Source organism: Saccharothrix hoggarensis, from assembly GCF_042678885.1.
Lineage (GTDB): Bacteria > Actinomycetota > Actinomycetes > Mycobacteriales > Pseudonocardiaceae > Actinosynnema > Actinosynnema hoggarensis.
This window is the reverse complement of sequence record NZ_JBHTLK010000185.1, coordinates 1-14,629: the sequence shown is the minus strand read 5'-3', so window position 1 is coordinate 14,629 and position 14,629 is coordinate 1. Positions and strand designations below refer to the sequence as shown.

Sequence of the window (14,629 nt, the reverse complement as noted above, 5' to 3'; positions counted from 1 at the left end):
GGCAGGCAGGCGACGACGTCCGCCGTGCTGTCCCGCCAGAGTCCCGCGAGCACGGCGCCGCGACCGGCCCGACCGCCGCGCACGGCACGCGTCCCCGGCAGGCTCGCGGTCAACCGCCGGGTCCGCTCCCACGTCGCGTCGCCGCCGAGCTGGACCAGGGTGACCGTCCACGCGCGGTCGGGGGCGGCGAGGGAGGTGCGCAGCGCATCGGGCAGCCGGTCGAGGTCGCCGTCCAGCAGGACGACGACCTCGACGCAGGCCACCCGGTGAACGCTCGTCACCCGGCCGGCCGGTGGGCGCGCAGGATCAGCGACACCCCGTTGAGCGACTTCACCGGCAGGTACCGCTCGGCCACCACGACCCCGGTGAGGACGGCGTTGACCAGCGGGTGCGGCTCGCCGATGTCGCTGCCGGTGGAACGCCTGCGGTGCAGCGCGACGAGCGGCCGCACCAGCACGTTCCAGCTCCACACCCGGTCCACGACGAGCCCGGCGCCCTCCACGAGCTCGACCAGGCCGTCCCGCGTGTAGCGGCGGAAGTGCTGGGCCTCCTCGTCGTGCGCGGACCACAGGCGCATGTCCGCCGGCACGGTGATCAGCGCCGTGCCTCCGGGCCGGAGCACGCGGCGGATCTCGGCGGCCGCCCGGTCGTCCTCGTCGATGTGCTCGAGGATCTCGAACGCGGTGACGAGGTCAAACTCGCGGTCGTCCCACGGGAGTTCGCGGGCGTCCGCGACCTCGGCGTCCAGACCGCGGTCCCGGGCGATGGCCACCGCCTCCTCGGAGAGGTCGGCGGCCACCGCGGACCACCCGTGCTCCCGCAGGACCCGGGTGTTGCCGCCGCCGGCGGACCCGATGTCCAGGGCCCGCCCCGGCGGGGTGATCCCGCGGAGCTCGCGGGCGAGGATCGCCCGCTTCTCCCGGAACCACCAGTGCCGGTCCTCGACGTCGGCCATCCGGCGGATCTCCGCCGACTTCACGCCCCGTCCTCCGCGGTCAGGCTCTCCAGCACGTGCCCGGCCAGCGCCGCCACGGTGGGCTTGGCCCACAGGATCGTCGGCGGCAGGTCGAGGCCGTACCGGCGCTGCATCCGCACCCGCAGCGCCACCGTCATCACCGAGTCGACGCCCAGCTCGACCAGCGGGCGCTTGAGCCCGATGTCGGCCGGGTCGAGGTTCAGCTCGGCGGCGACCTGCTCCCGCACGTCCGCGGTGACCCGCTCGCGGGCGTCCTCGGCCGACAGGCCCGCGATGTCCACGGCGACGCCCTGGCCCGCCTCGCCCTCGACCGAGTCCGGCGCGGTGAGGTCGCGCAGCATCGGCACCTTGGTCATCGTGGACGGCAGCGGCAGCAGGCGCAGGACCGCCTGGTAGGACGCCTGGTACCGGTCGCCGAACGCCCAGGCGCGGAACGCCTCGGACACCGAGACGGCCTCCAGACCGCGGGAGTTGGCCTCGACCATCGTGGTGGCGATGTCCGCGGACAACCCGACGCCGCGCCACGACGTCCAGCCGAGGCTGACCGTCTCGGTGTGGCCGCCGGAGTTGCGGTGCGCGGCCAACGCGTCGAGGAACGAGTTCGCCGCCGCGTAGCTGGTCTGCCCGGTCAACCGCGCGAACTGGCCGCACGAGGAGAACAGGACGAAGAAGTCCAGCTTCCCCGGCGGGAACAGCCGGTGCAGCGTCAGCGCGCCGTCCACCTTGGGCGCGAGCACCTCGCGGAGCCCGTCCAGGTCGACCTTGTCCACCAGCGCGTTGTTCACCACGCCGGCGGCGTGCACGACGCCGGTGATCGGCGGCAGGCCGAGCGCGCCGGGACGCAGCGCGGCGGCCGTCTGCTCGGGGTCGGTGATGTCCAGCGCGACCGCGTTCACGGTGACGCCGAGCGCCTCCAGCCCCAGCACGCCGTCGATCTGGCGGCGCAGCTCCGGGTCGGTGACCGTGTCCCAGTCGGCCCGCGGCGGCAGCCCGCGCCGGCCTGCCAGCAGCAGCCGCCGGGCGCCCCGGCCGACCAGCCACCGGGCCACTTCGAGGCCCAGCGCGCCGAGACCGCCGGTGATGAGGACCGTGCCGGACGGCGAGCAGTCCAGCGGCGTGCCGTCGGGCGTGCGCTCGATCGAGCCGAGCCGGGCGGCCTGCGCGCCCCGCGACGTCAGGGAGATGACGTCCTCCTCGCCGGCCGCGCCGCGCAGCAGGTCGAGCAGTTCGGCGCCGGTGTCGGGCCCGAGTTCCGGGACGTCCACGACGCCACCCCACAGCGCCGGGTGCTCGCCCGCGATGATGCGGCCGATGCCCCACAGCGGGCCGTGTGCCAGCGAGCGCGCGTCGACCGCGTCGCGAACACCGCGCGTGACGACCCAGAGGCGTTGCGGCGCAACGTTCTCCGGGGCGTTGGCGGCGAACTCGGAGAGCCGCTGCACGGTCCGGATCAACGTCCACGACGTCTGCTCGGTGGCCGTCTCCAGGCTCTCGCCCTCCCCCGCCAACGGCGGCACGAGGACCACCGCGCCGGGCTCGGTGAACAGCAGCGGCCGCAGGTCCAGCGCCCAGTCGTCCTCGTCGTGGCCGTCCGGGCCGGGACGGAGGTCGACCGTGTGGACGCGGACCCGGTCGGCCCGCTCGATCTGCTCGGCCAGGCGGGCGGTGTCCGCCGGCTCGCCGACCAGCACGACCTGCTCGACCTCGGCCGACGTGGTGGCGGCCAGGTCGCTCCACACCAGCTCGTACACCAGGTCGCGGGGCAGGGCGGTGGTGCCGAGGTGCTCCACGGCGGCGAACTTCAGACCGGTGACCTCGCAGACGATCTCGCCGCGCTCGTCGGCGACGACGACGTCCACGGTGTCGTGCGGCGACTTGGGCGACCGCGTGCTGTGCACGATCACCTTGGCCGGCGGGTCGCCGCGGAACGCCACCCGCTCGATGGACCGGGACATCCACAGCACGTCGGCGTCACCGGGCGACACCACCGCCGCGCTGATCGTCAGCGCGCCGTCGAACACGTGCGCCCAGCTCGTGGCCCGCGTCGCCGGCGGCCGCTCGATGGTCATCACGGCCAGCTGCTCGTCGCTGTCGCTGCGCAGCTCGTCCATGTCCCACGGGAAGGCGTAGCCCTCCACGCCCATCCGCGCGAACATCTCGTCGATCCGGCGCAGCGAGCCGATCGGCAGCCGCGCCCGGACCACCTCGTGGTCGAGCCGGCCGGACAGCTGCCCGTTGACGTCGACGTTGGCGGTGGTGTGGGTGATCCACTCGTCGCCCTCGTCGGCGCCGGTGTCCTCGGCGATCCGGGTGGCCAGCGACAGCGCCCGGCCCTCCAGCACGACCTGCACCACGCGCGCCGGCTCGACGGCCAGCGGGGTGCGCAGCACGATGTCGGTCAACGCCGGGGTGTGGTCGCCCTCGGAGGCCGCCGCGACGAACGTGTTGATGATGGACGCGGCCGGCGTGACCTCGACACCCACCAGGCCGTGGCTCTGCGGGTACGGGCGGGTGGCCATGTCCAGCCTGGTCTGCCACACCTTGCGGGCGGGCGCGCCGCTGACCGACATCCGGCCGCCGAGCAGCAGGTGCTTCTCGGGGTCGTGGCCGCCGCCCGGCCCGGCGGTCGCGCCGGACTCCGGGAAGATCCAGTAGGGCCGGTGCTGCCAGGCGACGGACGGCAGGTCGAGCAGGTCGCCGCCGCCGTGCTGCCGGGACCAGTCCACCCGGCCGCCGCGGCTGTGCAGGACGGCCAGGTTGGTCAGCAGCGCCTCCACCTCGTCGGTGTCGCGCCGCAGCGTGCCGGTCGCGAAGGCGTCCTCCGCCTCGACGTGGCGGCACGTCTCCAGGATCGAGTGCGTCACGACGGGGTGCGAGGACACCTCCAGGAACAACTGGTGGCCGTCCTCCAGCGCCGCCTGCACGGCCTCCGTGAAGCGGACGGGCTCGCGCAGGTTCGTCACCCAGTACGCGCTGTCACGCGGGGCGTCCGAACGCGGGTCCGCCAACGCGCTGCTGTAGAGCGGGATCGTCGCGGGCCGCGGGTCGAGTTCCCGCGCGGCGACCTCGACCTGACCGGACACCCGGTCGACGTGGGCGCTGTGGAACGCGATGTCCGAGTCGACGCGCCGGATCTGCACGCCGTCCGCCGTCCATTGCTCGGCGATCCGGTCGACCGCCGCCCGGTCGCCCGAGATGACGGTGGAGTGGGGGTCGGCGGAGATCGCCGCCTCCACGTCCGTGCGGCCGGCCAGGCGTTCCCGGGCCTCGGCGAACGACACCGACGCCATCACCATGCCGCCGAGGCCTTCCAACGACTGGAGGGCGGCGGCACGCCGGCAGGCGAACCGGGCGGCCTGGTCGACGTCGAGGACGCCGGCGGCGACGGCCGCGGCGATCTCGCCCACCGAGTGGCCGATGACGGCGGCAGGCTCGACGCCGTTGGCGCGCCACACCTCCGCCAGTGCGACCTGCACGGCGAACGTCAGGGCCTGCACGTGGGCGGCGGACCACGGCTCGTCGCTCAGCAGCGCCTCGCGCGGCGTCCAGCCCAGCTCGGCGCGGAAGACGTCCGCGAGGGCGTCGATCCGCTCGGCGAACACCGGCTCGGCGGCCAGCAGCCGCCGGCCCATGCCGGTCCACTGCGCGCCGTGGCCCGAGAACACCCAGACCACGCCGGTGTCCTGGCCGGGCGCGGTGCGCGCGGACACGACACCCGCGGTGCCCGTGCCGTCGGCCAGCGCGCGGAGCTTGCCGCCCAGCTCGTCGGTCGAGCCCGCGACGATCCCGGCCCGCTCGGCGAGGTGCGAGCGGCGCAGGGCCAGCGTGTGCCCGGTCGCGGTCGGCGACGTGCCGGGGCGTGCCGCCAGCCAGTCCGCGGTGGTGCGGGCCAGGTCGCGGAGGCCGGTCTCGGACATGGCCGAGAGCGGGAACACCTTGAGGTCACCGGCGGCCGTCTCCTCGACGGGCCGTGCGGCGGCGTCGGCGGTCGCGTGCTCGGGGCCTTCCAGCACGACGTGCGCGATCGTGCCGCCCACGCCGTAGCTGGAGACACCGGCCCGGCGCGCCCGCTCGCCCACCGGCCACGGCGTCCGCTCGCCGACCAGCCGCAACCCGCAGTTCTCCCAGTCGACGTTGGCGCTGGGCTCGCGGTGCAGGCTCGGCGGCAGCTCCTCGTGGCCGAGGGCGAGGACCGTCTTGATGACGCCGACGATGCCCGAGCCGCCCTCGACGTGGCCGACGTTCGGCTTCGCCGAGCCGATCAGGCACGGCGCGTCGGGCGACCGGTCCGCGCCGAAGACACCGGCGAGGGCCTGGATCTCCTCGCCGTCGCCGGTGGGCGTGCCGGTGCCGTGCGCCTCCACGTAGTCCACTTCGGACGGTGCGACGCCGATCCTGGTGTAGATGCTGCGGAGCATGTGCTCCTGCGCGGCCGCGTTCGGCGCCATCATGCCGTCCGACCGGCCGTCCTGGAACACACCGCTGCCCAGCACGACGGCCAGCACGGGGTCGCCGTCGCGGCGGGCGTCGGCCAGCCGCTTCAGGACGACCACGCCGGCGCCCTCGCCGCGGCCGTAGCCGTCGGCGTCCTTGTCGAACGCCTTGCTGCGGCCGTCCGGCGACATCGCGCCGGCGCCGTCCAGCGCCACGTTCAGCGCGGGCGTGGCCATGATGTTCAGGCCGCCGACGACCGCCAGGGGCGTCTCGCCGACGCGCAGGCTCTGGCAGGCGACGTGCAGGGCGGTCAGGGCGCCGGCGCAGGCCGTGTCCACCGCCATGCTCGGCCCGTGCAGGCCCAGGAAGTACGAGACGCGGTTGGCGATGCCGTAGAACGTGGTCCCGTTCACGGCGTACGCGCCGGTGTTGGGCAGGTCCTCCAGCAGCCGCCGACCGTAGTCGTTGGAGTTGGCCGCCACGTAGACACCGGTGTCGGTGCCGCGCAGCGCCAGCGGGGAGATGCCCGCGCTGGCCAGCGCCTCCCAGGACAGCTCCAGCATGAACCGCTGCTGGGGGTCGAGGAAGTCGGCCTCCCGGGGCGAGATGCCGAAGAAGTCGGCGTCGAACCCCTCGATGTCGTCCAGGAAAGCTCCGCGCAGCGTGGTCGCGCGCATGATCGCCGTCGCCTGGGGGCTGCTCGTCGCGTAGGGCCGCCACCGCTTCTCCGGCATCTCGCCGACGGTGCTCCGGCCCTCGGCGAGGAACTCCCAGAAGCGCTCAGGCGAGTTGAGGTCTGGAGCCAACCTACAGCTCATGCCGATGATGGCGATGGCTTCGTCGGGCGCTTCGTACTCGCTCAAGTGCTCGCTCCTCTTCACTGCTCCGGCCGGCCACGTCCAAAGCCGGATCCGTTCATCTCGGCGGTGGGAGAACGCTGCCCCCGATGGCTTCTGCGATCCTTGGTCCTCAAGGCGCGGTTCCCTCAAGGCGCGGACGAACTCACGCGGGGCGAGTCCTTCCTGTGGGACACCTTCGATCCGACGGGGCCGCCGTGGCATCTCCTGACGTGCGGTGGCCCCCGAGGCGAACCCGTTCGCCGGAATCCACCGCGCCCGGCAAGAATCGAGACGCCGCAACGGGCATCGCTGCCTACGCTCGCCCGCAGGACGCAAGCCGGCGGGACGCCGGATCGGACCGGACGGTCGAGGCCGTCCCCGGAACGCGGGAGCACCATGGCGGAGTCGACGGCACAGCCGACCAGGACGGGCGTCTCACCCTGGCCGGAGGACGCGGTCGCCCGGTACGTCGCCGCCGGCTACTGGCAGGGACGCGCGCTGGGCGACTGCCTGGCCGAGACGGCCCGGACCGCGCCCGACGCGGTCTGCCTCGTCGACGGCGACGTGCGGATCACCTACCGCGAACTGCTGGCCCGAGCGGACGCCGCGGCCGCCCGCATGTCCGCCGAGCACGGCCTGCGCGCCGACGACCGGGTCGTCATCCAGCTGCCCAACTGCTGGGAGTTCGTGGTGCTGACGGTCGCGTGCCTGCGGCTCGGCGCGGTGCCGGTGTGGGCGCTGCCGCAGCACCGGAAGAACGAGATCACCGGCGTCGTCGCGCACGCCGAGGCGAAGGCGCTCGTGGTGCCGGACGAGCTGAAGGGGTTCGACCACCAGGAGATGGCGCGCGAGGTCACCGCGGACGTGCCGGTGTGCGAGCACGTCTTCGTGGTCGGCGACGACGTCCGACCCGGTTTCACGGACGCGCGGGAGCTGCTGGCCGAGCCGGACGGCGAGGTCGCGTTCGACGCGCCGACACCGCCCGGGGACGCGGTCGTCACCTTGTTGCTCTCCGGCGGCACGACGGGCGTGCCGAAGCTCATCCCCCGCACGCACGACGACCTCGTGTACATGATGGGCGCCGCGGCGGAGATCTGCCGGTTCGGGCCGGACACCGTCTTCCTCGCGGTCCTGCCGGTCGGGCACGGATTCGTCAACACCGGCCCCGGCATCCTGGGCACGCTCCTGGTGGGCGGCCGGGTCGTCATCGCGCCGTCGCCGTCGCCGCAGGTGGCGTTCGGGCTGATCGAGCGGGAGCGGGTCACCGCGACGTCGGCCGTGCCGGCGATCGTGCACCGCTGGCTCGACCACCGGGCCGCCGACCCGTCCGCGGACCTCGGTTCCCTGCGCCTGGTCCAGGTGGGCGCCGCCCGGCTCGCCGACAGCGTCGCCGCCAGGATCGAGCCGGAGCTGGGCTGCGCGCTCCAGCAGGTGTTCGGGATGGGCGAAGGGCTGCTGTGCCTGACCCGGCTGGACGACCCGCCGGAGGTCGTCCAGCGCTCGCAGGGCCGCCCGGTGTCGCCCGCCGACGAGGTCCTGATCGTCGGCGAGGACGGCGAGCCGGTCCCGGAGGGCGAGCCCGGCATCCTCCTCGCCCGCGGGCCGTACACGATCCGGGGCTACTACCGCTCGCCCGAGCTGAACGCGCGCGCGTTCGTCGGCGACGGCTGGTACCGCACGGGTGACATCGTCCGCCGCACGCCGGACGGGAACCTCGTCGTCACCGGGCGGGACAAGGACGTCATCAACCGCGGCGGGGAGAAGATCAACGCCGAGGAGATCGAGGACCTGGCGCACCGGGTGCCCGGCGTCAGCCAGGCCGCGGCGGTGGCGATGCCGGACGCCGAGCTCGGCGAGACCGTGTGCCTGTACGTCGTGCGCGCCGCCGGCTGCCGGGTGACGCTCGACGACGTGCGGTCGGCGATGCTGGCGGCCGGGGTGGCGGCGTTCAAGGTGCCGCAACGCCTGGTCGCCGTCGACTCGCTGCCCACGACGAACGTCGGCAAGCTCGACAAGGGCGCGCTGAGGGCCGACATCCAACGCCGGCTCGACGGGGAACGCGCGCCGGCACGTCCGGACGCCGCCTCGCACGCCGCCTGAGCCGACCGCTCCACCGACCTGACCCGACCTGACCCGACCCGGCCCGACCGCCCCACCGGCCCGACCGGACCGGACTCGACCCGGCCGCCCCACCGACCGACCGGACTCGACCCGGCCGCCCCACCGACCCCCGGCCGCTCCACCAGCCTCCCGGCCGCGTCACCGGCCCTCCACCGCTCCATCGGCCTCCCGGCCGCTCACCGGCCCCCGGCCGCGTCAGCAGCCTCCCGGCCGTGCCACACCGAACGCCCCGTGCTCCGGGCCACCCGCCCAGGGCACGGGGCGTTCGGCGTTCCGGGCACCGCGCGGCCCCCGTCGGCCCACTACCGAACCCCGCCCCGAGCGTCAACCTCACCGGTGCGAAAACGGGATCGAACCGGCCGCAGTCCAGGAGAAGACGGGACCCCCCCGCGTCGGCAAAATAGTAATTGTTCGACACGGGGAAAACCGGAAAGCAAGACCCGGGAATCCCCGGACAGCAGAAGAAACTCTATCAGGAGGTTCACCATGAAGAAGATCACCGTTCGCGTGCGCCGCACCAAGCTCGCCAGCAAGAGCATGCTGGCCTGCAAGGCGAGCGCCTGAGCTGTCGCCTTCGGGTAGATGAGCTGTCGGGGGGGGACGGGTTACCACCGTCCCCCCTGTGGGCTTTTCATGAAGTGGAGAGGAACGACCGATGGAACTGCGACGCGCCCGTTCCCTGGTGGCGTACTGGGTGGACGGCGAACTGGTCCTTGACGATTTCCTGGCGCCCACCCCGCCGGACGGCGAAAAGCAGGGCGTGGCGGTCGACGGGACCGTGGTCGACCTGCTGAGCGAGTTCGACGAGTGGACCGAGCCCGAGGTCGTGGCCGCCCGCTTGGAGGAGCACGACCCCCAGTCGGTGGTCGAGGCCGTCGACGCCCTCGCCGAGGTGGGCCTCCTGCGCACCAAGGACCAGGCGGACGCCGAAGACCTCGTGCTGGAGAAGTGGAACGCCTGGGGCCCGTCGGCGACCTACTTCCACTTCGACACCAAGGACACCGCCTACCTCAGCGTGGAGCGGGCGGCCGGTGACGCCGCGGCGTACGCCCGGCGCAACGACATCCGCGCCGAGATCCAGGACAGCGGCCCGGCCCCCGAGCCGATCACCCGCCGCCCCGACGCCGAGCGCATCCGCCTGACCAGGGCGTTCCTGCCGCTCCAGCGCGACTTCGGCGACGTCCTGCTGTCCCGGCGGACGCACCGCCACTTCACCGACGACGCCGTGCCGGTGCGCGCCCTCTCCACGATCCTGCACTACACGTTCGCGCCGATGCACTTCTTCAACGCGGGCATCCTCGGCGAGCTCATGCTGCGCACCAGCCCGTGCGGCGGCGCGCGCCACGAGAGCGAGTGCTACGTGGCCGTGCGCAACGTCGAGTCGGTGCCGCCGGGCCTCTACCGGTACTCCGCCGACGACCACAGCCTCGAAGTGGTCTCGAAGGACTTCACGCAGGAGGACCTGGAGCGCATCGCGTTCGGCCAGAAGATGATCACGACCGCCGGGTTCGTGTGCTTCCTGACCGTGAACGTGCACCGGGCGATGTACAAGTACCGCAGCGCGCGGATGCTGCGCACGGTGCTGCTGAACACCGGGCACCTGGCGCAGACGTTCGCGCTGGTCTCCACCGCCGTCGGCCTCGGGCCCGCGCAGAACGACGCCTTCCACGACACCGAGCTGGAAGCCGCGCTCGGCGTGGACGGCGCGTCCGAGACGGCCGTCTACCAGCTGTCCGCCGGCGTGCCGGCGCGGCGGGCGGACGGGCAGCCGATCGCGGACAGCTCCACGGACGAGGAGCGCACGATCGCCGCCGGCCAGGACACCCGAGAGTGAAGGCCGCGCCGTGACCATCGACCAGGAACGAATCGCCACCGCCGTCGAGCCAGGCCTGTCCGTCCGCACGATCCAGCGCCGGGTGATCTGGTCGCTCATCGTCGTGCAGGCGGTGATCGCGCTGGTGTTCGCGATGACCGGTCCCCTGCTGACGCTGATCGCCGAGCGGGTCACCGGCTCGGCCGGGCAGGCCGGACTGGCGCAGGCGATGATCTACTGCGGTGGCATGGCGTTCGCGCTGCCGCTGGCGGTGCTGTCGGTGCGGCTGGGCCGCCGCGCCGGCATCGCCGCCGGGTACCTCGGCGGCTCGCTCGGCTGCGGCCTCGTCGTGCTGGGCGCCGTGCTGTCGAGCTACGCCGTCATCCTCGCGGGCTCCGTCCTCATCGGCGGCGCCATCGCCGCGGGCATGCAGGCCCGGTTCGCCGCGACGGACCTCGCCGAGTCGGGCACGCTCGGCCGGTCCATGGGCGTGCTGTCGTGGAGCTCGATCGTCGGCGCGGTGGTCGGTCCGGCGCTGCTGGGAGTGCTCAGCGGCATCGGCGCGGGCTGGCTGCCCGAGTACACCGGCCCGTACCTCGCGATCGCGGCCAGCCTGGCGCTCAGCGGCACGCTGGTGCTGGTCCTGCTGCGGCCGGACCCGCTGCTCCTCGCGCAGCGCCTGCACCGGCAGAAGGCCCCGACCGAGAAGAAGCCGAAGTTCCGCACCGCGTTGGCGGCGGTGCTGCGCCACCAGGGCGCGCGGCGCGCGATCATCGCGCTGATGATCGTGCACGCGGCGATGATCTCGCTGATGAACATGGCGTCGATCCACATGAGCCACGGCGCCGCGACGCTCGGCGCGATCGGCCTCGCGATCGGTGTGCACACGGCGGCGATGTTCCTGCCGGGCCCGCTGGTCGGGTGGCTGACGGACCGCGTCGGCGTGTACCCGGTGCTGTTGACCGGCTTGGCGCTGGAAGCCGCCGCCGCGGTGGTCCTGATGCTCGCGCCGATGGACGACACCGTCCTCATCGGACTCGGGCTCCTGCTGCTGGGGCTGGGCTGGTCGCCAGGGTACCTGGCGGGTTCGGTCCTGCTCACGGAGTCCACCGAGGGTCCGACCCGGACCCTTGCCCAGGGCGCCTCGGACCTGCTGGTCCAGCTGACCGCCGCCGTCGGCGCGCTCGTCGCGGGCATCATCGTCACCACGTGGAGCTACACGGCGCTGGCCGCCGGCTGGGCCGTCGTGGTGTTCGCCCTGCTGTTCTGGCTGGCCGGTGCGGCACGGGCCGCGCGGACGTCCAAGGCGTCCGTCCCCTCCCCCGCGTCCCCGCGGGACTGACCGGCACGTGACGTCGTCCGCCCTGGTGAACCCCGGTTCACCAGGGCGGACGACTTCACCGGTTCGGGCGGGTCACCGGGGGTAACCTGGTCTCGCCTGGGGAGGCGGTGGCCACGCGCGTGGACGTGGCGGTGAGGGGTCGTCAGGTGATCAAGGTGCTGCTGGCCGAGGACATGCACATGGTCCGGGGAGCCCTGGTCGCGCTGCTGAGCCTGGAGCCCGACATCGAGGTGGCCGCCGCCGTGGCCTCCGGCGACGAGATCGTGCCCGCGGCCAAGCGCTGCCGCCCGGACGTCGCCATCATCGACGTCAACCTGCCCGGCAAGGACGGGCTGGACGCCGCCGTGGAGCTGCACCGCGAGGTGCCCGACTGCCGCACGCTCGTCCTGACCAGCATGGACCGCCCCGGCACGGCCCGCCGCGCGCTCACCGCGCAGGTGCACGGCTTCATGCTCAAGGACGCGCCCGCGGACAAGCTCGCGCAGGCCGTCCGCGACGTCGCCGCGGGCGGCCGGGTCGTCGACGGCCAGCTGGCGCTGAGCGCCTGGGACACCACGACGTCCCCGCTGACGTCCCGCGAGGTGGAGATCCTGCGGCTCGCGGCGGACGGCCTCGACCCGCCGGAGATCGCCGCCCGGCTGTTCCTGTCGGTCGGGACCGTGCGCAACCACCTGACGTCCGTGGTGGCCAAGGTCAACGCGCGCAACAAGCTGGACGCCATCCGCATCGCCCGCGAGCAGGACTGGATCTGACGCCGTGCCGCACGCGCGACGGCCGGCGGCTGCGCGCCGCCGGCCGTCGCGGGACGGTCAGACCCAGGGTGCGACCGGGTACCACGGCAGGATGCCGCGGCGTTCGAGCAGGCGCAGGTCCCAGTACAGGAGCGTGAACACGCCCGCCGCGACGAACGCGGCCGTGGTCAGCGTGGCGAGCCGGCGCGGGTTGGCGGCGAACCAGCGCTGCAGGCGGTTGCCCGCGAGCTGCGTCAGCAGGATGAGCGCGATCGCCATGACGGCGATGTTGCCCACCGACTGGAGCGTGAAGGCGGCCGCGCCGTAGAGCACGTTGCCGCTCTCGGCGGCGTCCCGGAACAGGGCGCGGAACAGGCCGAACGGACGGCCGATGAGGAACGCGCCGACCAGTGCCCCCATCACGACCATGGGCGCGTTCGGGTGACGGCGGGTGAGGCGGGCCAGCGGGTCGCGCACGACGCCGGCGGCGGCCAGGCCGAGGTAGATCATGGCCAGGCCGACCAGCCCGAAGACCACCATGGACTGGATGCTGCGCGGCGACAACACGCCGGCCACGTTGGCGGCGGTCTGGAACTGCGGCATCCGCGTGCCGACCAGCGCCACGACCACGCCGTACGCCGCGGAGACCGCGACCATGCCGACGCACATCCAGCCGAGCGGCCGCAGCACGGCACGGAGCCGTCCCATCCGCGAGGCGGAGCCGCGCAGCGCGGGCGCCATCGCGCCGAAGACGGCGACGTTGCACGCGGTGAACGTGCCGGCCAGGCCGGTGACCAGGGCGAAGAGGATGCCCGCCCCGACGCCCGCGATCGGGGTCGCCTTGGCGTCGTGGCCCAGGAGGGAGTTGGCGACGGTGTCGCCGATCGTGCTGTCGACGAACTCGGCCGACCAGACGACGGTGAGCAGGAACCCGGCCAGGGCGCTCAGCCCGATGGTCAGCCACCTGCGGCGCGGGTAGAGGTCGACGGCGAGGACGGGCGCCGACCCGACGACGGCGCGCGGTCCGCGGTCTGCGGGCGGTCTGCGGTCGGCGGGCGGTGTCTGCTTCGTGGGGGTGGACATGGGTTACCTCCGTGGTGAGGCGTGGGCTGGGCTGCGGTGGCGGTGCCGGGGCCGCGGTGCCCCGGCGGGCGGTGCTCGGGCGGGTGGTGCGCGGGCCTGTCGGCGGCCGGGCGGTGGTGCGCCGGTGAGTGGTGGTGGTGCGATGACGTGCTGCCGCGTGGCGCGGCGACCGGGTGGGGGTCGGGCGGTTGTGCGCCGGCGAGGGTCGCCGAGCCGCGGTGATTGGCGCGGGCGAGCGGTCAGGGGGTGTGGGTGGGGGTTGGCCAGTGCCGCGTGTCCGACAGGAGGGTCGGCGGGCCGTCGGTCGGCTCGCCCCGACCGGTGAGCCAGGCGGTCAGGCCCGGTTGTGACGGCGCCTCGCCGGGGAACGCGTCGGCCAGCGCGGCCAGGTAGCGCTGTGCCGCCGGCGTGGTCGGGTCGTGCCCCAGCGGCACGGTCCGGGTGGTCGGCCGGTCGAGCAGGTCCGGCGTCAGCAGCCACGGCGCGAGGTGCGCGGGTCCGTCGTGCGCGGCGGCGGCGGACCAGCCGGTGAGCACGACGGTCTCGGTGGCGTGCGGGGTGATCGACACGCCGACGCCAGCGGCTTCCCGGCGCGCCACGTCCGCGGCGGCGGTCGACCTGGCCGACGTGTCGGTCGCCAGGGCGACCTCGCGGCCGGCCAGCGAGCGCACCAGTTCCCGCACCGAGGCCGCGTCCGCGTCGGACAGCCGCTCACCCGGCCACGGCACGTCCTCCGCCCGCCCGGTCAGCACCGCGCCCAGCACGGCGCTCGCGTACTCCGGGCCGTCGGCGCCGCGCACGTCCGGACCGGTCCACGGGTCGCGCCCGGTGTCCACGGGGACGGTCCGGCGTTCACCGGCGTGGTCGAGCCACAGCGTGCCGCGCCCCTCCTCCAGCCACACGAGCGCCCAGCGCCCGCTCGCCGCCGGGCGGGACGTGGCGGGCACCAGGGCGCTCGCCGCGTTGCCGACCAGCACCGGTTCGTCGGGCACGTGCACGAGGTTCCAGCCGGGCCGGTGCGGCACGACCAGCAGCGGCATCGCGCCGGCGCGGGTCAGCAGCGGCCGACCGGGTTCCGGGGTGGCGAGGTGGCCCGCCAGCAGCACCTGGGCGAGGCCGCCCAGCAGCGCCAGTGCGAGCCCTGCGCCCAGCACGCGCGTCATGACCGTCGGCGGGCACAACGCGCACCACGCCACCCCCGCGAACCCGGCGATGACGACGACGTTCGCGGAGGTGAGCGGCGGGCCGTCGAACGCGACCAGCGCGGCCGCGCCGCCGAGCACGTCGTCG

Annotated in this window: 8 protein-coding genes and 1 pseudogene; 4 read left to right on the top strand and 5 right to left on the bottom strand. The window is 74.1% G+C overall.

The annotated features are described in order from the left end of the window. The 3 genes and pseudogenes from ACFQ3T_RS27080 to ACFQ3T_RS27070 all read right to left on the bottom strand — a co-directional run. Positions 1–263 (bottom strand): annotated as a pseudogene (locus ACFQ3T_RS27080) (hypothetical protein); the annotation flags it as partial. Positions 264–277: 14 nt separating this feature from the next. Beyond that, positions 278–979 carry a class I SAM-dependent methyltransferase gene (locus tag ACFQ3T_RS27075; protein ID WP_380727227.1) on the bottom strand — a complete coding sequence of 234 codons (702 nt, stop codon included), beginning with the start codon at positions 977–979 and terminating at the stop codon, positions 278–280. After that, complete coding sequence (locus ACFQ3T_RS27070) at positions 976–6,273, bottom strand: type I polyketide synthase (RefSeq protein ID WP_380727225.1); 5,298 nt, start codon at positions 6,271–6,273, stop codon at positions 976–978. The genes ACFQ3T_RS27075 and ACFQ3T_RS27070 overlap by 4 nt, the downstream gene beginning before the upstream one ends. Before the next feature lie 372 nt (positions 6,274–6,645). On the opposite strand from ACFQ3T_RS27070, the gene ACFQ3T_RS27065 reads away from it, so the two are divergent. The 4 genes from ACFQ3T_RS27065 to ACFQ3T_RS27050 all read left to right on the top strand — a co-directional run bounded on the left by ACFQ3T_RS27065 (position 6,646) and on the right by ACFQ3T_RS27050 (position 12,277). Then, positions 6,646–8,349, top strand: a complete 1,704-nt coding sequence (locus tag ACFQ3T_RS27065) for a (2,3-dihydroxybenzoyl)adenylate synthase (RefSeq protein WP_380727223.1) — start codon at positions 6,646–6,648, stop codon at positions 8,347–8,349. A gap of 676 nt (positions 8,350–9,025) precedes the next feature. After that, complete coding sequence (locus ACFQ3T_RS27060) at positions 9,026–10,204, top strand: SagB/ThcOx family dehydrogenase (RefSeq protein ID WP_380727221.1); 1,179 nt, start codon at positions 9,026–9,028, stop codon at positions 10,202–10,204. Between the two features lie 10 nt (positions 10,205–10,214). Continuing rightward, on the top strand, positions 10,215–11,525 hold the full coding sequence (locus ACFQ3T_RS27055) for an MFS transporter (protein WP_380727219.1): 1,311 nt from the start codon (positions 10,215–10,217) through the stop codon (positions 11,523–11,525). Between the two features lie 146 nt (positions 11,526–11,671). After that, positions 11,672–12,277, top strand: a complete 606-nt coding sequence (locus ACFQ3T_RS27050; RefSeq protein WP_380727230.1) for a response regulator transcription factor — start codon at positions 11,672–11,674, stop codon at positions 12,275–12,277. Between the two features lie 57 nt (positions 12,278–12,334). On the opposite strand, the gene ACFQ3T_RS27045 is transcribed toward ACFQ3T_RS27050, so the two are convergent. Together ACFQ3T_RS27045 and ACFQ3T_RS27040 are read right to left on the bottom strand one after the other, a co-directional pair. Further along, positions 12,335–13,339 (bottom strand): hypothetical protein, encoded by a 1,005-nt coding sequence (locus tag ACFQ3T_RS27045; protein ID WP_380727217.1) that lies wholly within the window; start codon positions 13,337–13,339, stop codon positions 12,335–12,337. A 239-nt stretch (positions 13,340–13,578) separates the two neighbouring features. Further along, positions 13,579–14,629, bottom strand: a 1,051-nt coding sequence (locus tag ACFQ3T_RS27040) for a DUF6239 family natural product biosynthesis protein (RefSeq protein WP_380727215.1), incomplete at its 5' end; no start/stop codon positions are given.